The organism is Larkinella arboricola, from assembly GCF_003259745.1.
Taxonomy (GTDB): Bacteria; Bacteroidota; Bacteroidia; order Cytophagales; family Spirosomataceae; genus Larkinella; species Larkinella arboricola.
Window position 1 is genome coordinate 380,812 of record NZ_QLMC01000003.1, and the last position, 22,368, is coordinate 403,179.

Annotated in this window: 19 protein-coding genes; 15 read left to right on the forward strand and 4 right to left on the reverse strand. The window is 49.3% G+C overall.

Translation table 11 applies throughout. The features are described 5' to 3' along the window. Positions 1 to 81 precede the first annotated feature (81 nt). The 15 genes from LX87_RS12950 (at position 82) to LX87_RS13020 (ending at position 18,792) form a co-directional block, all read left to right on the forward strand. Positions 82 to 2,502, forward strand: coding sequence for an SLBB domain-containing protein (locus tag LX87_RS12950; RefSeq protein WP_111628663.1), 2,421 nt, complete (start codon positions 82 to 84; stop codon positions 2,500 to 2,502). 38 nt (positions 2,503 to 2,540) lie between these two features. Continuing rightward, complete coding sequence (locus LX87_RS12955; RefSeq protein ID WP_229310647.1) at positions 2,541 to 3,653, forward strand: GNVR domain-containing protein; 1,113 nt, start codon at positions 2,541 to 2,543, stop codon at positions 3,651 to 3,653. Positions 3,654 to 3,659: 6 nt separating this feature from the next. Then, positions 3,660 to 4,637 (forward strand): GDP-mannose 4,6-dehydratase, encoded by a 978-nt coding sequence (locus LX87_RS12960; protein WP_111628665.1) that lies wholly within the window; start codon positions 3,660 to 3,662, stop codon positions 4,635 to 4,637. Between the two features lie 10 nt (positions 4,638 to 4,647). Continuing rightward, positions 4,648 to 5,991, forward strand: coding sequence for a flippase (locus tag LX87_RS12965; protein WP_170139361.1), 1,344 nt, complete (start codon positions 4,648 to 4,650; stop codon positions 5,989 to 5,991). A gap of 139 nt (positions 5,992 to 6,130) precedes the next feature. Then, the gene (locus LX87_RS12970) at positions 6,131 to 6,817 is read left to right on the forward strand and encodes an O-methyltransferase (protein WP_111628667.1); all 687 of its coding nucleotides are present in this window, start codon (positions 6,131 to 6,133) and stop codon (positions 6,815 to 6,817) included. 243 nt (positions 6,818 to 7,060) lie between these two features. Next, a complete protein-coding gene (locus LX87_RS12975) occupies positions 7,061 to 7,978 on the forward strand; it encodes a glycosyltransferase family protein (RefSeq protein ID WP_111628668.1) in 918 nt (305 codons plus the stop codon). Between the two features lie 186 nt (positions 7,979 to 8,164). Further along, the gene (locus LX87_RS12980) at positions 8,165 to 9,151 is read left to right on the forward strand and encodes a glycosyltransferase family 2 protein (protein WP_111628669.1); all 987 of its coding nucleotides are present in this window, start codon (positions 8,165 to 8,167) and stop codon (positions 9,149 to 9,151) included. Between the two features lie 12 nt (positions 9,152 to 9,163). Then, on the forward strand, positions 9,164 to 10,267 hold the full coding sequence (locus LX87_RS12985) for a glycosyltransferase family 4 protein (RefSeq protein WP_111628670.1): 1,104 nt from the start codon (positions 9,164 to 9,166) through the stop codon (positions 10,265 to 10,267). A 127-nt stretch (positions 10,268 to 10,394) separates the two neighbouring features. Then, entirely contained in the window at positions 10,395 to 11,294 is a 900-nt protein-coding gene (locus LX87_RS12990; RefSeq protein WP_111628671.1) for a hypothetical protein, read from the forward strand. A gap of 49 nt (positions 11,295 to 11,343) precedes the next feature. Next, positions 11,344 to 12,081 carry a glycosyltransferase family 2 protein gene (locus LX87_RS12995; protein WP_111628672.1) on the forward strand — a complete coding sequence of 246 codons (738 nt, stop codon included), beginning with the start codon at positions 11,344 to 11,346 and terminating at the stop codon, positions 12,079 to 12,081. A gap of 389 nt (positions 12,082 to 12,470) precedes the next feature. Further along, on the forward strand, positions 12,471 to 13,364 hold the full coding sequence (locus tag LX87_RS13000; RefSeq protein WP_170139362.1) for an O-antigen ligase family protein: 894 nt from the start codon (positions 12,471 to 12,473) through the stop codon (positions 13,362 to 13,364). Between the two features lie 16 nt (positions 13,365 to 13,380). Continuing rightward, positions 13,381 to 14,448, forward strand: a complete 1,068-nt coding sequence (locus LX87_RS13005) for a glycosyltransferase family 4 protein (protein WP_111628674.1) — start codon at positions 13,381 to 13,383, stop codon at positions 14,446 to 14,448. Between the two features lie 61 nt (positions 14,449 to 14,509). Beyond that, the gene (locus LX87_RS13010) at positions 14,510 to 15,637 is read left to right on the forward strand and encodes a glycosyltransferase family 4 protein (RefSeq protein ID WP_111628675.1); all 1,128 of its coding nucleotides are present in this window, start codon (positions 14,510 to 14,512) and stop codon (positions 15,635 to 15,637) included. Between the two features lie 309 nt (positions 15,638 to 15,946). Next, positions 15,947 to 17,284, forward strand: coding sequence for an exopolysaccharide biosynthesis polyprenyl glycosylphosphotransferase (locus LX87_RS13015; RefSeq protein ID WP_229310648.1), 1,338 nt, complete (start codon positions 15,947 to 15,949; stop codon positions 17,282 to 17,284). Positions 17,285 to 17,304: 20 nt separating this feature from the next. Then, positions 17,305 to 18,792 carry a capsule assembly Wzi family protein gene (locus LX87_RS13020; protein WP_111628677.1) on the forward strand — a complete coding sequence of 496 codons (1,488 nt, stop codon included), beginning with the start codon at positions 17,305 to 17,307 and terminating at the stop codon, positions 18,790 to 18,792. Between the two features lie 73 nt (positions 18,793 to 18,865). On the opposite strand, the gene LX87_RS13025 is transcribed toward LX87_RS13020, so the two are convergent. The 4 genes from LX87_RS13025 to LX87_RS13040 form a co-directional block, all read right to left on the reverse strand. After that, on the reverse strand, positions 18,866 to 19,384 hold the full coding sequence (locus tag LX87_RS13025) for an NADH-quinone oxidoreductase subunit J family protein (RefSeq protein WP_111628678.1): 519 nt from the start codon (positions 19,382 to 19,384) through the stop codon (positions 18,866 to 18,868). Between the two features lie 66 nt (positions 19,385 to 19,450). Continuing rightward, positions 19,451 to 20,014 (reverse strand): NuoI/complex I 23 kDa subunit family protein, encoded by a 564-nt coding sequence (locus LX87_RS13030; RefSeq protein WP_111628679.1) that lies wholly within the window; start codon positions 20,012 to 20,014, stop codon positions 19,451 to 19,453. A 20-nt stretch (positions 20,015 to 20,034) separates the two neighbouring features. Next, positions 20,035 to 21,186, reverse strand: coding sequence for an NADH-quinone oxidoreductase subunit NuoH (nuoH, locus tag LX87_RS13035; protein ID WP_111628680.1), 1,152 nt, complete (start codon positions 21,184 to 21,186; stop codon positions 20,035 to 20,037). A gap of 94 nt (positions 21,187 to 21,280) precedes the next feature. After that, entirely contained in the window at positions 21,281 to 22,366 is a 1,086-nt protein-coding gene (locus LX87_RS13040) for an NADH-quinone oxidoreductase subunit G (protein WP_111628681.1), read from the reverse strand. Positions 22,367 to 22,368 lie beyond the last annotated feature (2 nt).

Below are 22,368 nucleotides of genomic sequence, written 5' to 3' on the forward strand. Positions count from 1 at the left end.
GCCACTTTAGAACCGTTGACTATAAAAAGCGGTAGAAAATCAATCAATTCGTACCTTTGTGCGCCAGATTATTTTTACTGCATGAACCGTAGCAGAACACCATCTTATCCTTCAACGCGTCGTACTCCTTCGTTTTTGCTGTTTCAGCAACTTCCTGTGCTGTTTTTCTTTTTCCTGCTAACAGCTACCGCCAGTTTTGCCCAGCAGCCGTCGCGGGCCGATCAGTTGAACGATGAACAGATTATTCAATTCTACCAGCGGGCCCAATCCAGCGGATTGACTGAAATGCAGATTGAGCAAGCGGCCATGTCACAAGGCTATACCGTGAGCGATATCGCTAAAATGCGTCAACGGATGGCTAAAATCAGGCAGCAATCCAACCGGCCGGGTCAGATGTCCACCGATACGCTCCTCAACCGGGCGCAGCAGGGCAACCTTTCCCAACGGCCTTATACGCTGGGTGATAGCTTAAGCATGCTGCGACGCGATACCACCCGACGGCCTTACATTTTCGGGGCTGCGCTGTTTAAGGGCACTACCCTGACGTTCGAACCCGACCTGCGGATTGCGACCCCCCGTAATTACGTTGTCGGCCCCGACGACGAACTGGCGGTCGAAATTTATGGCAACTCATCTGAAAGTTTCCGGCTGCGTGTGAGTCCTGAAGGATCGGTTCGGGTGCTTAACCTGGCCCCTATTTTCGTAAGCGGCCTTACCATTGAACAGGCCGAACAACGGATTGTCGGGCGGCTTCGTCTAGCCTATCAGGGGCTAAACCGGCCCGGTAGCGGCACCTATGCGTCCGTAACCCTGGGCAGTATCCGCAGCATTCGGGTAACGCTGGTTGGGGAGGTCATGATGCCGGGAACCTACACGATTTCGTCGCTGGCGACGGCTTTCAACGCCCTGTATCTGGCGGGCGGACCCAATCCCGAAACAGGGTCTTTCCGCGATATTCAGGTGATTCGCAACAACCGCGTTATTCGAACGATTGACCTTTACGATTACCTGCTTCGGGCCGATAAAAAAGATGATATCCGGCTGCTGGATCAGGATGTGATCCGGGTGAACGACTACGGGGTTCGGGTTGAGGTGCTCGGACAGGTCAAACGGCCCGCTATTTATGAAGTAAAAACGGGCGAAACGCTCAAAAACGTACTCAGTTTTGCGGGTGGTTTCACCGACCGTGCCTATACCTTTTCGCTAACCCTGCGCCGAAATACCCCGCGCGAATTACGCATCTCCACCATTACCCAGGAGCAGATTGCGACGTTTGTTCCTCAGGCGGGCGACCGCTATACAGTGGGTGAAATTCTGGGCCGCTACGAAAACCGGGTTCAGGTGACGGGCGCGGTTATGCGTCCGGGCGATTACGCTCTGGGGGACGGTATCACGTCGGTCCGTTCGCTTATTAGCCGGGCCGAGGGCCTGCGCAAAGACGCTTTTCTAAACCGGGCGGTACTGTACCGGGAACGGGAAAATACGGACCTGGAGGCAATCCCGTTCGATGTGGGGCGGCTGATGCGGAACGAAACGGACGACATTCCACTGGAACGCCAGGATAGCCTGCATATTTACTCCGTCCGCGATCTGCGGGAGCCGTATTTCATCAGCATTGAGGGCGCCGTCAACCGGCCGGATACCCTGCCCTTTATTTCGAACCTGACTGTAACGGATCTGATTGCGCTGGCGGGCGGTTTTCAGGAGGGAGCCACCCCCACCCGCATTGAAGTGGCCCGGCGGATTCGGGAGGATACCACAAAAATGACGGGCCGCGAAACCGTTCAGATTTATCAGTTTGCCATTGACCGTAACTTACAGCTTCAACCGGCGGAAGCCCGTTTTGTGCTCAAGCCGTTTGATGTGGTTTACGTCCGGACTTCGCCCCGCTACGAACTTCAGCAGAATGTTGCCGTGTTTGGGGAGGTGCAACATCCGGGTAACTACGCGATTGAGTCCCGGTCCGAACGAATTTCGGATATGCTCCGGCGTGTGGGTGGTCTGAAGCCCGAAGCGTTTCTGCCCGGAGCGCGGTTTTCCCGGCGCGGAATCGTCATTGCAACCGACCTGGGAGCTATTCTGGAAAATCCTGGTGTACCGGGAAATTTGCTGCTGGAAGTTGGCGATTCGCTGATTATTCCCAAACGGCCCGAAGTGGTTACCATTGAAGGAGCCGTCCTCAATCCGTCGACCGTCGGGTTTGCCGAAGGATTCAATTTTAAGGATTACGTGACGCAGGCCGGTGGTTATACCGATAATGCCCGGCATAAAAAGTCGTATGTGGTGTATGCCAACGGCCTGAAAGACCGGACCAAACGGTTTCTATTTTTTAGAAAGTACCCAAAAGTTGAACCCGGCTCGCGGGTGATTGTTCCATTTGGACCATTAACCGAAGACCGGCGTTTAACACCCGGTGAGCGCGTTAGTTTAATTACGGTGATTGGTACGATGACCGTTACGCTGGCCACCGCCGTTTTAAATTTAGCCCGATTGTTTAATTAAATTAATAGTCTGTCAGCGCAACGTTTATTACGTGCTCCATGTCAGTAACAACGCAGAAACCAGCCGCAGGCTCCGAAATGGACGATGATCTGATTCAGATCCGGCCGGGCGATATTGGAAAGTTTTTACGGCGTAGCCGCAAGATAGTGCTGGTGTTTGCCGCATTGGGCGCTGTGGTGGGACTTTATTATGCCTTTTCCAAACCGGATGATTATAAATCGCAAGTCATTGTCATGCCGGAAGTAGCGACGGTAACGCCGGGCGGAGCGGGTGGTCTTGGCTCATTGGCGGGGTTAGCCGGAATCAACCTGGATAATGCAGCCGGGGACGTTATTCGGCCCGATTTGTACCCGAATGTACTGCAAAGCCTGCCGTTTGCCCTACAGGTGCTGAAACAGCCGGTTTATTCCAAAAATTACGGAGCAACCATGCCGCTGCAAACCTACCTGAAACGGCAGGGACAGCAAACGGCTTTTCAGCGGCTGGTGGGCAGCGCCGGTGATGCACCGTCCAATTCAAAACCGGCCTCAGCGCCTTTGCCTGACCCTAAAAATTACAGCAAAGCGTTGCAGATTACCCCCGAACAGGAAGGATTGGCAGCGGCCCTGATTAACCGAATTACGACGACCTACGAACGCCGAACCGGGATGGTAACCATCGAAGTGATCATGCCCGACCCTGTGGTGGCAGCTACAGTCGCTCGCCTGTCGCTCGAATACCTGACGAATTACATCACCAGCTACCGGACGCAGAAAGTCCGGAATCAGGAACGGTTTCTGGTCCAGCAGGTTGAACAGGCCCGGCGCCGGTATCAGGCCGCCGAATACGAACTGGAAAGCTACCGCGACCGCAACCGGAGTTTGTACAGCGGCCTGGCCCGCATTTCGGAACAACGGTTACAGGCGGATTATATGCTGGCCCAGAACGTTTATAACGATTTATCCCGGCAGTTGGAGCAAACCAAAATCAGGGTACAGGAGGAGACGCCGGTCTTCAAGATGCTGGAACCGCCCCGAATTCCGCTGCGGCCCAATGGCCCGAAGCGGATGTTGATTATTGTGGCTGCCATAGCCGCTGGTGTCTTTGCGGGCCTGGGGTGGACGTTAGCAAAAACCGTTTTAGAACGAGCCACCGTGCCGAATAAAGAATAGCGCATTATGAAAAAAGCATTGATTTGTGGTGTCTCAGGACAAGATGGTGCGTATCTGGCGCATTTACTGTTGCAGAAAGGCTATGAGGTATACGGCGGTTCGCGCGATGCGCAGATGTCGTCGTTCAGTAATCTGAACCGGCTGGATATCCGGTCGCAGGTAAAGCTGGTATCGGTCAATATCAACGACTTCCGCAGTGTGTTGCAGACCCTGTTGAAGATACGGCCCGACGAAGTGTATAACCTGGCGGGCCAGAGTTCGGTGGGGCTGTCGTTTGAGCAACCCGTCGAAACCCTGGAAAGCATCAGCATAGGCACCCTGAATCTGCTGGAAGCCATTCGATTCAGCGAATTACCGATTCGGTTGTATAATGCCGGTTCGAGTGAGTCGTTCGGCGATACGGGTCGGTTGGCCGCCAGTGAAGAGACGCCGTTCCGCCCCCGCAGTCCGTACGGGGTGGCCAAGGCTGCGGCTTTCTGGCAGGTTGCCAATTACCGGGAAGCCTACCAGCTTTTTGCCAGCACCGGGATTTTGTTCAACCACGAATCGCCCCTGCGCCCCGAACGGTTTGTTACGCAGAAAATTGTGGCAACCGCCTGCCGGATTGCCAAAGGCAGCAACGAAAAACTGACGCTCGGTAACATCGACATTGCCCGCGACTGGGGCTGGGCACCCGATTACGTGGAAGCCATGTGGCTGATGCTCCAGCAGGAGAAGCCCGACGACTACGTGATTGCCACCGGTCATACCCGCAAACTCAAGGATTTTATCCGCATCGTATTTGAACAACTCAATCTGGACTGGGAAGAGTATGTCGAAATTGATCCTTCCTTTTTCCGCCCCACGGATCTGGCCGAAGGAAACGCAAATCCGGCCAAAGCCCTCTGGCACTTCGGCTGGGTTGCCAAGCACAAGATGGAAGACGTAGCCCGGCTGATGGTCGACGCCAAACTTAATGGCGTGGCTCTGCCGACCGTTTCCTGATAATCAACCTATGATAAGCACACCCACCAAAAAGCTGAGTTCAACAGCGCGGAAAGCCTTTGCCAATGCCGGCTGGGTTTTCTTCGACCGTATTTTTCGCATGGCGACGGCGTTGCTGGTTGGTGTCTGGTCGGCGCGGTATCTGGGACCGTCCCAGTTTGGTTTACTCAACTTCGCGAGTGTTTTTCCAACCGTGCTTACCTCGCTGGCCGGTCTGGGTCTTGCCAATGTGCTGATCACGGAAATTGTACGCAATAAGGACTATTCGGAAAACCAGCTCCTGGGTACGGCTTTCGTTCTCAGGCTCATAGCCGGTACGGTTTCGCTGATCGCCATCCTGATTACCATTCAGTTCCTGTACAGCGATCAGCCGGTTTTGCAGGGAATGATTCTCTTTACCAGTTCCGTGCTGGTTTGTCAGAGCGTCGATGTGATCGATCTGCATTTTCAGTCACGCATCAAGTCGAAGCTTTCCGTCGTCGCTAAATCCATTGCGTTTGCCTTCTCAACGGCTTTACGGATTTATTTGCTGGTCAACCAGTTTAGCCTGCTGGCTTTCTCTTCCGTTGTCTTTGTCGAAGTTAGTTTAGCGGCCCTCATTCTGGTTTTAATTTATAACCGGCAGGAAGGACAGCACATGCTGAAATGGCGTTTCAATCGCCAACTGGCGACACATCTGCTGCATTTATCCTGGCCGCTGATGGTTTCAGAGTTTTTTATCTTTATCTATATGCGGTGCGATCAGTTTATGCTGAAAGAACTGGCCACTGATATGGAACTCGGCAAATTCAGTGCGGCTTTGCGGCTTTCGGAAGTGTGGTATTTTATTGCTACGGCTATTACATCCTCTTTTTATCCAACAATTGTCAGTTTAAAAACCCAGAATGAAGAAGCTTTTCAGCGGGCGTTTCGTAAGCTATTGAGCCTGTTAATATCCATCAGCCTTCTGATTGCGGTATTCATTACCTTTTCAGCTTCGCACCTTATTGATTTACTCTATGGTCAGCAGTATACCGGTGCTGATGACATCCTGATAATTCATATCTGGTCGGCGGTTTTTGTTTTTATGGGCGTTGGGAGTAGTTACTGGTTTATTCTTCACAATGAACAGCGGCTGCTGCTGATTAAAACCATCACGGGTGCTCTCATCAACATTGTGCTAAACTTTGTCTTGATTCCCCGCTATGGCGCTATCGGAACCTCTTTTGCCACCTTGGCAGCTCAAATGATGACGGCTTTTTTCATGAATTACCTCATTCGTCAGGCCCGCCCGATTTTCTTTGCGCAAACAGGTGCCATCGTTGATATGCTGAAACTTACGGTTTTACGGGAATGGCTAAAGCGGACGGCCTGATTAGCCCGGTATCGACCGGCAGAAGCCATAGCCAGTCGCAAAAAACTTCCAGGAGGATAAATTTATCTTTCTATTTTTAGAAATAAAGTGTTCTTTTGCCAGATATTAAAAGGTTCTTCTCTGCCAAATAGCAGCTCTTATGATTAAATTTATCATTGGTAAGATTCTAAAAATTCTGCCGTACGAATACACTGTTACTCTTCATAACTATAAGAATTTAAGCCGCGAATTTGGCCACTTCAAAAGCGCCAAAAAGTGGCAGGCTATTGATAAGGATGATAACCCGATTCCCTGGTATACGTATCCGTCTATTGAGTTCATCAAACAACTGGACTTATCCGATAAAACCGTTTTTGAGTACGGCTCCGGTAACTCAACCCTGTTCTGGGCCAGCCGCTGCCGAAAAGTAGTAGCGATCGAAGACAATAAAGAGTGGTACAACACGATTAAATCCCGTTTGCCGCAGAATGTTGAATACCTTTTGATTGAAGATAAGGAAGAATATATCAAGGCGATTCACCAATACGCTGACCTTTTTGATATTATTATTGTTGACGGTAATTATCGCTACGACTGTACGGCCAGTTCCCTCGACCGGCTTTCTCCAACCGGTTTCTTCATTCTCGATAACGCCGACTGGCACCCTAAATCGTCCAAACTGCTCCGGGAATCCGGACTTATTGAGATCGACATGGCCGGTTTTAATCCCATCAACGGATATACAACTACAACTTCGTTTTATTTGTCGCGGCAGGTAGCCTTCAAGCCCGCTCACGACCGCCAGCCGGTTCACGGAATTGGTAGTATGCCCAACTCCGCTGAATAAGTCGTTTTAGGGAACGAACAGGAAATTAATGGAGTGATATAAGTTTTTTTACGGGTAAGGCTGACAACTTTTTATAAGCTAGTACTGTCATAAAAGGTAGGTAGCTATTGCATTTCTATTCCGAATCCGGCTTGCTAAAAATGCCCAAAGAGCATACGGCTTCGGTTGAAATGGGCGTTACCTTTATAGTAGGATCAAGCGAAGAGGCTTTTTCTTCATCCATTAACTAACCTCAACGTACTGATGCAGTTTGACGTCCCTATCCTGTTTCTTTTATTTAATCGCCCTAATCTCGCCCGCAAAGTACTTGACCGTATTCGTGAAGTCAGGCCCCGGGAATTGTTTGTATCCATCGACGGTCCCCGGCCTAATCACCCTACCGATGCCGAAAATGTCGCCCAGTGTCTGGCTTTGCTGGACGAAATCGACTGGCCCTGTTCAGTCCACCGGTTAGTTCAAAATCAGAACTTAGGCTGCCGACGGGCCGTCAGCACGGCCATCACCTGGTTTTTTCAGCAGGTCGAAATGGGAATTATTCTGGAAGATGACTGTCTGCCTGACCCCAGCTTTTTCACCTTCTGCCGGGAAAACCTGCATCATCACCGCGATAATGCCACCGTTTTACACATTGGTGGTACGAACCTTCAGAACGGGCAGTGGCACGGCGATGGCTCTTACTTTTATTCTAAGATTTGCCACGTCTGGGGTTGGGCCACCTGGCGACGGGCCTGGGAGAAATATGATGGTGCGATGGCTACCTATCCGGCCTTCCGGAAACAGAACCGCATAGCTGATCTTTTCCCCGATCGGCAGGTGCAGGAATACTGGACGGATGCGTTCGATGGTGTTCATTCCGGACAGATCAGCAGTTGGGCATACCCCTGGTGTTATACGATCTGGATTAACAGTGGCCTCTGCATTTCGCCCAACCGGAACCTGGTATCCAATATCGGATTTGGCGATGGTGCCACGCATACCCTGGACACCGACGGTTCGCTTTCCAATGTGCCCCTCGCCCCCTTGAACGAGATCCGGCACCCCAGTTTCTTAATCGAACACATGGCCGCAACGGAATACTCCACCCATCATTATTTCAAAAAGCCAACCTGGGTAACCATTAAAGCGGAAGGGCTGAAAAGGAGGCTGGGGCTGAAAACCTAGTAGAGCCAGACGGCCAGCGACGGGAGTTCGCTTCCAAAAAATAAAGGAATTGTATCGCTTTATTAGCTCAGCTGGGTGATTATCGAATGAGGACTGATAAGTTTTGAGAAATAGCCAATTAAAAGTATTTTTTGCTAACTTTTTCGTTTATTTTGTAGCTACCATCGCTCAAATTAATAAGATAAAGTGACACCGCTTCAGGCTCCTCAGTTCGATGTGCCCTCACAATTCGACGTTCCAATCCTTTTTATTTTATTTAATCGTCCTTACCACGCCCGCCGGGTTTTTGAGCGCATTCGCCAGGTTCAGCCCCGCGAACTGTTTGTGGCAATCGATGGTCCTCGCGCCAACCACCCCACCGACGCCGAACGGGTGGCCCAATGCCTGGCCTTACTGAGCGAAATTGACTGGCCCTGCCAAATTCAGGTGTTGACGCAGGAGCAGAATCTGGGCTGCCGACGGGCCGTTAGTACAGCCATTACCTGGTTTTTCCGGCAAGTGGAAATGGGAATTATTCTGGAAGATGACTGTCTGCCCGACCCTACCTTTTTTACGTTCTGTCGTGAAAACCTCTGGCATCACCTCAACAACACGACGATTATGCACATTGGCGGGATTAATTTGCAGAATGGTCGGCGATACGGCAAGGGGTCGTATTTTTACACCAAGATTTGCCATGTCTGGGGTTGGGCCACCTGGCGACGGGCCTGGGAGAAATATGATGTGGATATGACAACCTATCCGGAGTTTAAAAGCCAGAAATTAATCACGGATATCTTTACCGATCCGCAGGTGCAGCAGTTCTGGATTGACTCCTTCGATGGAACATTCAACGGACTGATTGATACCTGGGATTTTCAGTGGTGTTATACCATCTGGACACATAACGGTCTTTGCATCAGCCCAAATCAGAATCTGATTTCCAATATCGGATTTGGGGCAGAGGCAACGCATACCAAAGAAAACAACGAGATTTTTGCCAACAGACCCGTACAGGCCCTGACCGAAGTTGTTCATCCGCAATTTATGATTGAAAATCGGCAGGCAACCGATTATTCCCTGCATAATTATTTCCGAAAACTGACCCGCATTAAGCAACGCGTGGAAGCCATTAAGAAAAAAACCGGTCTGGTAAACATGAAAACCACTTTCAAGAAGCACCTGCTTCCCTGAAAGATCCCGTGCATGAAGATATTCTTTGATCATCAAACATTTTCCCAACAAAATTACGGCGGTATTTCCCGGTATTTCTGCGAATTGATTGCCGGTATTAACCAGCAACCCAGTCACCACCAGGCTCATTTATCGCTGCTATTTTCCAATAATGCGCATTTGAAGGAAAAGGGCCTCCGGGCTTTGCCTTTCTTTCCTGATCAACCCTTCTCGAGAACACAACCGTATCTGTATCGGCTCAACAAAGCATTCAACTGGCTGGAGATGCGGACCCAATCGTACGACGTTTTCCACGCTACGTATTACGAACCGTATTTCCTCGACCACATCCGGAAACGGCCCGTAGTGGTTACTTTTCTGGACATGATTCACGAGAAATACCACAACGTGTTTCCAGAACTAGCCGCCGACCGTCTGGTTATGGACTGGAAAAAGAAGGTTGTAAACCGTGCCACCGCCATAATTGCCATTTCGGAAAACACCAAACGTGATTTGGTCGAGTACTACAACATTCCACCCGAGCGGGTTCGGGTCATTTACCTGGGCTCGTCGGTATCGGTTGAACAAAATCGTTATAAACCGTTGGATAAAGCTCCCTACCTCCTGTTTGTGGGCAATCGCGGAATGTACAAAAACTTCCTGCCTTTTATTCAGGCGGTCGCTCCGTTGTTGCGTACCCATCAGGTGCGGCTAATTTGTGCGGGCGGGGGTGCCTTCTCTCCGCAGGAAAGGGCCATCCTTCAGCAACTGGAGCTAACGCAGCTCGTCGAACAGCAACCGATTACGGATGCGACCCTACCAGCGTTGTACGGCCAGGCACTGGCGTTTGCTTTTCCATCGCTCTACGAAGGTTTCGGCATTCCGGTTCTGGAAGCCTTTGCCTGCAACTGCCCGTGTTTGCTTAGCAATCGGAGTTCGCTGCCGGAAGTGGCCGGATCGGCGGCCCTTTATTTTGACCCGGACAACGCAGATTCGATCTATAATGCCGTGGAACGCATCCTGACCAACCCGGCCCTGCGGCAGCAGCTTGCCCAGCAGGGTAGAGAGCAGTTGGCCCACTTCTCCTGGGAGAAAACCGTTCGGGAGACGCTTGACCTTTACCAGAGCCTACAGTAATTTTTCCCGTATACGAAGACTGCTGCCGAATTGGTCAATTGCCGAAGCGCAATTTCCTATCTTTGCAACTTTATTTAACGTGAAGAAACAAATCGTTTTCTATCCGTAACTAGTCCAGGTCTTCCGTATGATTGGAAAAATTCTTAAGAAGATTCAGTTTTTTTCGACTTTATTGCGGCAAACGCGGCAGGAAGTCTACGATAATCGCGTATTGCTGGGCAAACTGCTTTCCCTGCAACAACAGGAAGTTCATTCTCTACAGGATGCTGAATACAAAGTGTTTTCCCAATATGGCGATGATGGTATTATTCAATATCTGATCAAGAAGGCGGTTATCCGTTCCCAGAGTTTTGTCGAGTTCGGTGTTGAAACCTACGTAGAGGCCAACACGCGTTTTCTGCTGATTAATAATAACTGGAAAGGACTGGTCATGGACGGCAGTCAGCAGAACATCGACTATATTCAATCCGACCCCTTTTTCTGGCAATACCATCTGATTGCCAAACAGACCTTCATTACCGCCGAAAATATTAATTCACTGCTGACCGAAAGTGGATTCAGTGGTCCTTTGGGGCTGCTGAGTATTGACATTGACGGCAACGATTACTGGGTCTGGAAAGCCATCCAGGCGGCTGATCCGGATATTGTAGTCGCAGAATACAACAGCCTTTTCGGAGCCGAACGAGCCATTACGGTGCCGTATAAACCGGATTTTGTGCGGAGCAAAGCCCATTACAGCCATCTTTATTTCGGAACGTCCCTGGTGGCACTCTGCGATCTGGCAACCGAAAAAGGGTATTCGTTTGTGGGCTGTAACAGCACCGGCCTGAATGCCTACTTCGTAAAAACCAGTCAATTAGGAACGTTAAAACCGTTGACGGCTGCCGAAGGGTATGTGTATTCAAAATTTCGGGAAGCCCGCGACCCGAACGGGAATCTTACGTACGCGACTGGCAACGACCGTGTGGAAGTGATTCGCGGCCTTCCTGTCTTTAACACCCGAACGCAGGGTATAGAACCGTTCTAAATCGACCGTTGCCGTTTTCTCTACTTGATGCCATTTTTTGACTTTACTTATGTCCCCACTGGTTTCCATCATTACTGTCTGCTACAACAGCCAGAAACACATTGAACAAACCATTCAATCGGTGGTAAACCAGACCTACGCGCCCATCGAATATATCCTGGTGGACGGTAAATCGACTGATCAGACCGTTCCGATTATTGAACGGTATGCGCGGCAGTTTCCGGATCGTATCCGGTACATCTCCGAGCCTGACAGCGGTATTTACAACGCCATGAACAAGGGCGTCCGGCTGGCTACCGGCGAGCTGATCGGTATTATCAATAGCGACGACTGGTACGAACCCAAAGCCGTTGAACGGGTTGTGACCGCTTACCGGCAATTCGGCCCGGCGGTTTACCACGGTATTCAACGAACATGGCTGGATGAGCAGGAAGCTTTCCTGATTCAGACGCACGCCAGCCAGCTCCCGAAAGGCAATATCGAACACCCGACCTGTTTCGTTCCAGCTTCATTCTACCAGACGTATGGATTATTTACAGAACAATACCGGTATGTAAGCGATTATGAATTGATGTTACGTTTGACGAAAAATCAGGTTCCTTTCATTTCCCTGGATGCTATTCTTAGTAATTTTAGAATGGGCGGTGCATCCCACAAAGCCGAAGCCGTCTGGGAAAATCTGCACCTCTGGTATGATAAAGGAATGCTGACCAAATCGCAATATCAGACATGGCTCCTTGCAAATAAGCTTAAAATTTACGCTAAACGACTTTTGGGAATCAGGTAATGAATATAAGGAGCTTACTTTATATCGCATTATTGATTGGTTTATTCGGTACGGTCACTAATTTAATTTTTGTTAGCCCATTACCGTCTATTCTAGCGTTAGCTATTTTGCCTTATATATGGATTAGACACTCCGTTTTCGTCATTCCAAGATTCACGTTTTATCTTTATATTTATTTCCTTTATTCGTTAATTGGTATACTAATTTACTTTCCACCATCCTTATTAAATTTTAGTTTCTATCGTTACGACGGCAATTTTATTATATCCTATCTCCCCTTATTACTAATCCCGTTCTTCTCCTATAATATTGCGGTTGATCGTATTTTCAAGAGGTTTTTAATTTTTGCAACTATTGTCAATAGTATTGCCTTCGGTTTAAATCTGGTCTTGACCAACTTTGCGGCCATTGTTGACTGGAGCAACCCAGAAACTTACTTTCACGGTTTTTTTAAAAGTACAAATGGTGCAGGCGGCTTTATCAGCATTGTTCTATCTCTGAACATCATCTGTTACCTAAAGGAACGCAAACGCCTTTGGTTGTATCTGATCGTAATTAACCTTGTCTTTCTTGTTTCTACCACCTCGAGGGGCTCTATACTAGGGTTAATAGCAGGATTTGCGTTTTTTTATTTTGACCGATTTAATAAAACATACCTCATTAAGATATCCTTGTTTGCCATGGTCATGGTTCAGGGAACGATCCTCTATTTTACTTATCCAATTTATCAAACGTACGTTCGGGATGCAGATCCTAGTCAAGGGGGCGCTAATACCTATATTTCACCACTGTACGGAGAAGTAAATACAAAGTCCGCCAATTTACTGATCCGAGTTATGGAAACATGGCCAAGGGCCGTTGATAATTTTATTCATTCTCCCCTGTTGGGAGCGGGCTTTGGTGGAGTCAATGATATTCCGTTTCGTTATGCCGGTATTCCTCACCTTTTTAGTATTAATACACAGCCTAATAAAGTTTTTAATGATGCTCACGCCCATCATTCCTATCTCCATATTTTAGGTGAACAGGGTCTGGTTGGTCTAGGTATTTTTTTATTGTTCTGGTATGCAGTTTATAATTATTTACGTAAAGGTACCGACGACATCGTTCAGAACTTTTTGTTAGTATCTTTTTTCAATCTCTCGATTATGAGCTTTACGGAGCATAGAATAACTTCACCTTCCAATGCCTTACCTTTTGTGATAGCTTTGTGTCTGTATGTTCTGAAAAGAAATTACAACAAAAAATATAAACAGACTAAAACAGCTGTTTTAACCCCATAAATCACCTCATATTTGCATGAGCAATCCTGTTGTTATTAACGCCCGATTTCTGACCCAGCATATTACGGGGACACAGCGGGTCGGTATCGAATTAAGTACACGACTTAAAAAAATACTTCCTAATATTTCATTTATTACGCCTTCTGATATTCAGCATCAGGATATTGCAGAGGAGTTAGGCGCAACGGTTTATGGCCGTACCAGGGGCTATATCTGGGAACAGATTGAGATGCCTCTGCATCTGCAAAGCCAGAATAGTCCGCTCCTGGTCAATCTGTGCAATACCGCCCCGGTTGTTTACGACAATAAAATTGTTACGGTGCTGGACTTATCGTTCCACCGGCACCCGGAGTGGTTTTCAAAGGCATTTTCGCTGCTTTACAACTTTACGGTGCCGCGCGTTGTTCGGTCGGCCCATAAAGTACTGACGATCAGCGAATACTCCCTGAACGACCTGCACCGGTTTTACGACGTTCCCCGGTCGTCGCTGGACATCATTTACCCCAGCATTTCGGATATTTTCCTGTATCCGCCCACGACCAAAGGCGAAAACCCGTACGGCAAGTACATTCTGGCCGTCTCCTCACTCGACCCGCGCAAAAACTTTAAAGGGCTGATTCAGGCGTTTCAGCAGGCTAAGTTTCCCGATACCAAGCTGGTCATCGTGGGTGCGGCCCACAAAGTCTTTGCCGATTCGGGATTGAAAGAACTGATCGAGAACGACCCATCCATCATTTTTACCGGCTACCTCAGCGACGAACAACTGGTTAATCTGTACCAGCACGCCCTGTTTTTCGCCTATCCGTCCTTTTTTGAAGGCTTCGGCATCCCGCCACTCGAAGCCATGTCGTGCGGCTGTCCCACGCTGGTATCCGACACCACGAGTCTGCCCGAAGTCTGCGGGGACGCTAGCGTCTACGTCGATCCGTATAACATTGGCAGCATCCGCGACGGATTGGTGAAGCTCTACAGCGACGAAGCCCTCCGCAAAACACTGGTGGAAAAAGGACGCAGCCGGGTCGAACGGTTTAGCTGGCAGCAGTCAGCCGAAAAGCTTGCCGGTATTATTACACAGTTAATTTAAGCACAGCAAGTGAGATTTTTCCTGCGTCTCACGTACCGTGTCACCCTTCTCTAGTCTAAACATGCTTGACAAAAAGATCGCCCTGATTCACGAATGGCTGGTGACCTATGCCGGTTCGGAAAGTGTGGTCGAACAGATTCTGGCGCTGTATCCGCAAAGTGATCTTTTCACATTGGTTGATTTTTTGCCCGACTCCCAGCGGCCGCTTATTCAAAACAAAACGGCGACGACGAGTTTCATTCAGAAATTACCGTGGGCTAAAAAAAAATACCGTTCCTACCTCCCGCTGATGCCGCTGGCCGTCGAGCAGTTTGACGTCAGTGCCTATGATGTGGTCATATCCAGCAGCCATGCGGTAGCCAAAGGCGTGCTGACCGGCCCCAACCAGCTCCATATCTGCTATTGTCATTCGCCCATGCGCTACGCCTGGGATCTGTATCACCAGTATCTAAACGAGAGCGGACTCAAAACCGGCTTTGGCGGAGCCATCGCAAAACTGATTCTGCATTATATCCGGCTCTGGGACTATCAATCGGCACAACGGGTGGATCATTTTGTGGCCAATTCCCGCTACATTGCCCGGCGCATCAAGAAAGTCTACGGTCGAGAAGCGCACGTTATTCACCCACCCGTCAACACTCAGCAGTTTGCCTTGTGTCAGCAAAAGGATAATTATTATCTGACAGCTTCGCGGATGGTACCCTACAAGAAAATTAACCTGATTGTCGAAGCCTTTGCCACCATGCCCGACAAACGGCTGGTGGTAGCGGGCGACGGTCCGGACTTCGAGAAGATCAAACGGCTGGCGACCCCGAATATTGAACTGGTTGGCTACCAATCCAATGACGCGCTGGTTGCGTATATGCAGAAAGCAAAAGCGTTTATTTTTGCGGCTGAGGAAGACTTCGGGATCATGCCCGTTGAAGCGCAGGCCTGCGGAACGCCGGTGCTGGCGTACGGCAAAGGCGGAGTGCTGGATTCGGTAATCGATCAGAAAACCGGACTGTTTTTCGACCGGCAGGATGTAACTTCACTCACCGAATGCGTCCAGCGATTTGAGCGAACCGCCGACCAGTTTGACCCTTTTATCATTCATCAACACGCTCAGACGTTTAGCAACGAAAACTTCCGTTTGGCTTTTGAACACTATGTCGCTGATAAAATAAGAGAAGGTTTTTCAAGAACGTAATACCTTTTAACTATCTGATTATTAAATAGAACTATCGCAAGATTTTTCAGGATTGTTTTCCCTTAGGATAAAAATTGACCTAATTTCTAATAATTTTTTAAGGAAAATCGTACAAATAGGGTGAACTTAGAGTTAATGGACCGGGTTTGCCCGAACTAGTGGTCTCTTTATAATAAGTGTCTTTCATTTGTTACAGAATCCAGGGGAGCGGTTTAGCAGGCTGACGAGTCTGTTTGTGGATAAGCCGTTTCAAACGAATTACTTATGAAACACCGATTTTCTTTTTTACTGCGACCATTTAGCGCAACAATGGATATTATTTTCCTTGATATCTGTTTTGCGCTGGCTTACCGGCTGAAATTTGGTACAACGGAATCTTTGTTTGACGTGCCGTATGTGACCCTATTCTGGTTTATTAACGCAGCATGGTTGCTGATTTTACTACTCAACAAGCCCTATAACTTTTCCCGTCTGACGTTTACGATCCAGAATCTGCTGGTGGATCTGGCCAAACTGATCGGTCTTCATATTGCGCTGGTTTCGGTTTTCTGGGTGTTTACGAAAGGTGGTTACTCCTATTCCCGTGAGCAGCTTTTACTGACTTACGTTCTGTTTCTGTGTGCGGGTTCGCTCTGGCGTTCGGTTGTTCTGATTCTGCTAAAGGTCTATCGGGCAATGGGTTACAATACCCGGCGCTTTGTTGTGGTGGGCTACGGGCCGCTTTCCCGGAGTATTCAGACATTTTACCAGATGTATCCGGAAATCGGTTTCAAATTTTACGGTTATTTTGATAAAATGACCGCCGATAATGCTTCGGCACTGCGGGGCGATTATAGTTACCTGAAAGATTATATCGTTCGCAACGAAATCGACTGCGTGTACTGTTGTTTGCCGTATATAGATACCGAGCAACTGCGTGACATTATGAATTTCTCGGAGGAAGCGAAGTATCAGGTCAAATTGATCGTCGATTTTAAAGGCTTCCTGACCAAAGGCGTTACGGTTGAATACCACGATGTTCAGCCGGTAATCAGCATGTCGACACATTACCTGGACGATTTGCGGGTCAATCTTTTTAAACGTGCGTTTGATCTTGTTTTCTCGGCCAGTGTTCTGTCACTGGGTGCCCCGTTGTTTGTTGTGATTGCTTTGATCACCAAACTGAGTTCGAAAGGACCGGTATTCTATTCCCAGGAGCGAATCGGCAAATGGGGAAAACCGTTCCGTATCTATAAATTCCGTAGTATGTACCCCGACGCCGAACAAGGCGGTCCGGCGCTGTCAGCGGGCGATAAAGATCACCGGATTACCCCGTGGGGGCAATTTATGCGCAAAACCCGGCTGGACGAAATCCCCCAATTCTATAATGTTTTGCGGGGTGATATGTCGGTTGTGGGTCCGCGCCCGGAACGGCAGTATTTTATCAATCAGATTATCGAAAAATCGCCTGAATACAAGTATTTATTAATGGTTAAACCCGGAATTACTTCCATTGGGCAAATCAAATTTGGCTACGCCGAGAACGTGGAGGAGATGGTTCAGCGCCTGTGGTACGACCTTGAATACCTACAGAACGTTTCTTTTTCTACCGACGTCTGGCTTATCTTCCAAACCGTTCGGGTAATGATGCAGGGCCGGGGGAAATAAATTTGTATAAGGCATTGAATATGAATATAAAAGCCGGATTAGCATTTTTTTTATTCTGTTGTTTTAGTAATCCGGTTGTTGCTCAGCGAGCTTACTTTCCCAAGGCAACGCGGTATGATTTGCAGGTAGGAGCCTATCTTTCGTCGGGCGAACGCACTCCTTTTTGGTTAAGAGCCAACCAGTTCGGCATTGTTCCGGCCACTACCCCGGCTGGAACCGTCCGATTGGGAATCTCGTCGGATTATGGTAAACCCGTATTGGATAGTGGTACCATTCGTCAGAAGAAGTTTGACTGGGGGTACGGTGTCGAAGTCGTTGGTAACGCGGCCACAGATTCAAAACTCCTGCTTCCGGAAGCGTATGTAAAAGCCCGCTTTGGACGGATCGAGTTTTACGCCGGTCGTCGCCGGAATGTCTACGGACTGGTCGATACTACGCTGACCTCGGGTTCGTATGCCTGGTCGGGAAATACACTGCCCATTCCCGTGGTCCAGATTGGTACACAGGGCTTTGTTCCGGTTCCTTTGACAAAGGGTTACGTGTCTTTTCTGGCTTTTTATAATCACGGCTGGTTTGGAAACGACCGGCTTGTTACGGGTACCTATTTGCACCAGAAAGCCCTTTATGTCAGGCTGGGCAAACCTACCGCAAAACTCAAGTTATATGCGGGTATGAACCATGAGGTTCAGTGGGCGGGGTATTCGGAACGGCTCGATAACAACATATCCGATGATGGCTATCTGCCTTCAGACCTCCGTAGCTACTGGTATATGATAACTGCCTACCAGGGTGCGACCCGGCTTGATCCAACCTTGTCATCATTTGAAGAAAACCGCATCGGCAATCACCTGGGAACGGTTGATCTAGGTCTGGAACTTGATCTCGGCTCTACCAACCTGCTGCTTTACCGCCAGAATATTTACGATGACGGTTCTCTGTTTTACTTAACCAACATCCGCGACGGCCTGAACGGTATCCGCTTGAAAAACACCCGAACCGAGCGTTCTTTCTTTCGCATCAATGAATTCCTGACGGAGTTTTTATACACCAAAAATCAGGGCGGTCGGGAATTTGTGCTGGCCAATCCATCGAAACGGGGACGTGACAATTACTTCAATCACTCCCAGTACATTGATGGCTGGACGTATAAAACCCGCATTATCGGATCACCGTTTCTGACGCCCGGCATAGAAGTTCGGGCGGGACTTCCCAACGGTCCAATCGCCAACAACCGGGTCAGCGTGCTGCATTTTGGTTTGTCGGGTCAGATCGGCAACGTCGAGTGGATGGGCAAACTGTCGTACAGCGATAATGCGGGTACCTACAATGAGCCGTATTATGATAACCCCAAGCAGTGGTCATCTATGTTCAGCGTGACGGCCCCCGTAACCCTGGGCGCTTTAGGTGACGTCCGGATCAATGCGGTTTTTGCCTCAGATTACGGAAAGCTCCTGTACAACTCAACCGGTGGCTACCTTGGCATTCGGAAGGTCATTACGTCGCGGTAGGGCCGCTAACTGTGTAAATATCAAAAAAGGTCTGCCGCTGGCAGACCTTTTTTGATGAGTAGAAAATCGGAGCTTAATAATGCCGATCGCCGGATTCACGCTTTCCGAGCATGACCGCCCCAACCATCGCCACCAGCAGCAGCACCGATGCCAGTTCAAACGGCAGAAGATAATCTTTGTACAATACCATACCCAGATTCTCCACCAGACCGACTTTCTCACTGTACGTGGCCGGGTTGTAGGTTGCCATCGTAGACACGCGGAATACGGCTACCATCACCACCAGAATTACCCCACCAACGACAACAGCCGCCAGTTTGGTAATCGTTGTTTTTGACTCTTCGTCCTCTTTTTTCAGGTTCAGAAACATGATGACGAACAGGAACAATACCATGATTGCTCCGGCGTATACAATGATGTTAACAGCCGCCAGAAACTGGGCATTTAAGAGGATGTAATGGCCCGACAGGGTAAAGAACGTCAGAATCAGCGCAAGCACGCTGTGAATGGGGTTTCGGGCCGTTACCACAAAGGAGGCACTCAGTAACGTAATGGCCGTTAAAACGTAAAAGAGTATTTCAGTAGGCTTCATTTTTTAAATATCGTTTAAGGTTTGAGGTTTAAGGCTTAGAACAAACCTCAAACCTCAAACGACAATCTACGTGGCTGATCGGGAATACGACGGTTCAGTAGGAGTTGCCTGTACATCCGGATTGGTGCGGATATACCGGTCATCCATTTTTTCGACCAACTGATCTTTACCGTAGATTACCTGATCGCGTTCGGTGAAGATGGGAACCATCCGGTCGTGACGCAGATAAACGGCCTGTTTGGGGCAGGCTTCTTCGCACAAACCACAGAAAATACACCGCAGCATGTTGATTTCGTAAACCGCTGCGTACTTTTCTTCCCGGTACAATCCTTCTTCGCCTTTTTTGCGTTCAGCAGCGACCATCGAAATGGCTTCGGCCGGGCAGGCTAGCGAACAAAGTCCACAGGCTGTACACCGCTCACGGCCTTCTTCGTCACGTTTCAGCACGTGATGGCCCCGAAATACCGGTCCCAGATACCGCTTCACTTCCGGGTAAGCAACCGTCACCTTCTTGCCAAAAAAGTGCTTTATGGTTATGGCCAGCCCTTGAGCAATGGCAGGGAGATACATCTTCTCCGCTAACGTCATTTGCTTATTGCTGACTTGTTTGGATCGATTCGTTAATTGCATAGTGAGTAGGAAACGTTAATCTAGGATCGCTGGGGCTGAACAACTTCTTTAGGAGCGCGCGCCGACGATACCATCGCCAGTACAACCATCACCACCACAATTGCCCAACTAGCGTATTTAATATCAAACAACAACCCAAAACCCGTTACAACCACGTTCAGGACGGAAAGCGGAATAAAGCTTTTCCAGCCCAGGTTCATCAGTTGGTCGTACCGGAAACGCGGCAGCGTCCAGCGGACCCACATGAAGAAGAAAATAAAGAAGAAGATTTTGCCAAACAGCACGATCGTCCCCACCAGGGTAGCTAGGTTATGGCCCGTTGCAGCTCCCAGTGAACCGGTCAGGGTTTCACGCACCCAGTCCATACCGGGGTAGTTATAGCCACCGAAGTAGAGGGTTGCAATGACCGCCGACGAAACAAACATGTTGATATACTCCGCAAACAGGTAAAAGCCGAGTTTCATCGAGCTGTATTCGGTATGATACCCACCAACGAGTTCCGTTTCGCACTCCGGCAGATCGAACGGCGTCCGGTTACATTCGGCAAACGCACAGGTCAAAAAGATAATGAAACCCAGCGGCTGATTGAATACGTTCCAGGCTATACCGTGCTGCGCTTCCACCATAGCCCGAAGTGACAGGGAACCCGTCATCATCAGAATGGCAATGATGGACAAACCGAAGGCAATCTCGTAACTGATGTTTTGCGAAGCCGCCCGAATAGCGCCCAGCAGCGAAAACTTATTGTTTGATGCCCAGCCACCCACCATCAGACCGTATACCCCCAGAGAAACGACCCCAAAGATGTACAGAATACCGATGTTGATTTCGATGCCCTGTACCGGCACCAGCAGGTCTTCATAGCGGATGCTTTCACCAAACGGAATCACGGCGCTCGACATCAAAGCCGTCAGAATGGCCAGACACGGACCCAGGATAAACAGCCATTTATTCGCCTGTGAGGGAATAAAGTCTTCCTTGAAAAACATTTTACCAGCATCGGCCAGCGGTTGGAATATACCGCCCGGCCCCGCCCGGTTGGGACCGAAACGATCCTGAATAAAACCAGCCACTTTCCGCTCCGCCCAGGTTGAATACATAGCAATCAACAAGGTTACGCCAAAGACGACGAGGATCAGGATGGCCTTTATGATGAGTTCTGTTAGGTTCATGATGTTGAGATATTAGAAGTGAGACAAAAGCCAGAGACCTTTTTACTCTACTATCTTTCGTCTATTCTCTCTTGTCTATTCTCTTTTGTCTATTTCAGGGTTCTGGATCATTGGCGTGCGGTAATACCGGCGCAAACCGTTCCGGCGGCAATTGCTGAATACCCAGTTGCGACGTATCGCGTTCCTCATGAACGTCTGTGTAGGTGGCGGCTGCCAGCTTTTTCTGAAAATCCGGTATTATCGCATCACGACGGGCTTTGTTCACTGAAATAACCGAGCTACGTGAAACTTTCGTAGGTCCTTCGATCACCCAGTCGCTGGTACTCTTTTTATCAAACCGGCAGGTGTTGCAGATAAACTCAGTAACCTCATTCCACTCATTTTTCCGTGCCGTCACCCGGATGACGTCCTCGCCCCGGTACCAGAGCGTCACGTTTCCGGAACAGGTTGGGCAATCGCGGTGGGCATCGACCGGCTTGGTAAACCAGACACGGTTTTTGAACCGGAACGTTTTATCGGTCAGGGCGCCCACGGGGCACACATCGATTACGTTGCCGGAGAAATCGTTATCAATGGCTTTTTCAATATACGTTCCGATTTCGGCGGCATCACCCCGGCCCAATACGCCGTGAACGCGTTTCTGCGTAATCTGGTCGGCGGTAAACACACAGCGGTAGCACAAAATGCAGCGCGTCATGTGCAACTGGATATACGGGCCAATGTCCTGTTTATCAAACGTCCGGCGCTTTTCCTCGTACCGGGTGGTAGCCATCCCGTGGTTGAAAGCAAAATTCTGGAGGTCGCACTCACCGGCCTGATCGCACACCGGGCAATCGAGCGGGTGGTTGATCAGCAGAAACTCAACAATGGCTTTGCGGGTCGAAAGAACCTGTTCGTTGGTTGAGTTTTCAACGACCATACCGTCCTGAACCGGTGTGATGCAGGAAGCCACCAGCTTGGGCATCGGCCGCGGGTCTTTGGCAGAACCAGCCGCCACCCGAACCAGACAGGCCCGGCACTTTCCACCGCTGCCCTTCAGGGGTTGGTAATAACACATGGCCGGTGGAGCCATATCGCCACCAATTTTCCGGGCTGCCTGCAAAATGGTCGTTCCCGGTTCCACTTCGACTTCGATACCGTCGATGGTGACTTTGAATAATTGCGGTTGTGTATTTTCCATTT

What these genes read in the sequence shown, in the direction of transcription:
- LX87_RS12950 (WP_111628663.1), top strand. Translation starts at nt 82, where the DNA reads ATGAACCGTAGCAGAACACCATCTTATCCTTCAACGCGTCGTACTCCT.
- LX87_RS12955 (WP_229310647.1), top strand. Translation starts at nt 2,541, where the DNA reads ATGTCAGTAACAACGCAGAAACCAGCCGCAGGCTCCGAAATGGACGAT.
- LX87_RS12960 (WP_111628665.1), top strand. Translation starts at nt 3,660, where the DNA reads ATGAAAAAAGCATTGATTTGTGGTGTCTCAGGACAAGATGGTGCGTAT.
- LX87_RS12965 (WP_170139361.1), top strand. Translation starts at nt 4,648, where the DNA reads ATGATAAGCACACCCACCAAAAAGCTGAGTTCAACAGCGCGGAAAGCC.
- LX87_RS12970 (WP_111628667.1), top strand. Translation starts at nt 6,131, where the DNA reads ATGATTAAATTTATCATTGGTAAGATTCTAAAAATTCTGCCGTACGAA.
- LX87_RS12975 (WP_111628668.1), top strand. Translation starts at nt 7,061, where the DNA reads ATGCAGTTTGACGTCCCTATCCTGTTTCTTTTATTTAATCGCCCTAAT.
- LX87_RS12985 (WP_111628670.1), top strand. Translation starts at nt 9,164, where the DNA reads ATGAAGATATTCTTTGATCATCAAACATTTTCCCAACAAAATTACGGC.
- LX87_RS12990 (WP_111628671.1), top strand. Translation starts at nt 10,395, where the DNA reads ATGATTGGAAAAATTCTTAAGAAGATTCAGTTTTTTTCGACTTTATTG.
- LX87_RS12995 (WP_111628672.1), top strand. Translation starts at nt 11,344, where the DNA reads ATGTCCCCACTGGTTTCCATCATTACTGTCTGCTACAACAGCCAGAAA.
- LX87_RS13005 (WP_111628674.1), top strand. Translation starts at nt 13,381, where the DNA reads ATGAGCAATCCTGTTGTTATTAACGCCCGATTTCTGACCCAGCATATT.
- LX87_RS13010 (WP_111628675.1), top strand. Translation starts at nt 14,510, where the DNA reads ATGCTTGACAAAAAGATCGCCCTGATTCACGAATGGCTGGTGACCTAT.
- LX87_RS13015 (WP_229310648.1), top strand. Translation starts at nt 15,947, where the DNA reads ATGGATATTATTTTCCTTGATATCTGTTTTGCGCTGGCTTACCGGCTG.
- LX87_RS13020 (WP_111628677.1), top strand. Translation starts at nt 17,305, where the DNA reads ATGAATATAAAAGCCGGATTAGCATTTTTTTTATTCTGTTGTTTTAGT.
- LX87_RS13025 (WP_111628678.1), bottom strand. Translation starts at nt 19,384, where the DNA reads ATGAAGCCTACTGAAATACTCTTTTACGTTTTAACGGCCATTACGTTA.
- LX87_RS13030 (WP_111628679.1), bottom strand. Translation starts at nt 20,014, where the DNA reads ATGCAATTAACGAATCGATCCAAACAAGTCAGCAATAAGCAAATGACG.
- nuoH (WP_111628680.1), bottom strand. Translation starts at nt 21,186, where the DNA reads ATGAACCTAACAGAACTCATCATAAAGGCCATCCTGATCCTCGTCGTC.
- LX87_RS13040 (WP_111628681.1), bottom strand. Translation starts at nt 22,366, where the DNA reads ATGGAAAATACACAACCGCAATTATTCAAAGTCACCATCGACGGTATC.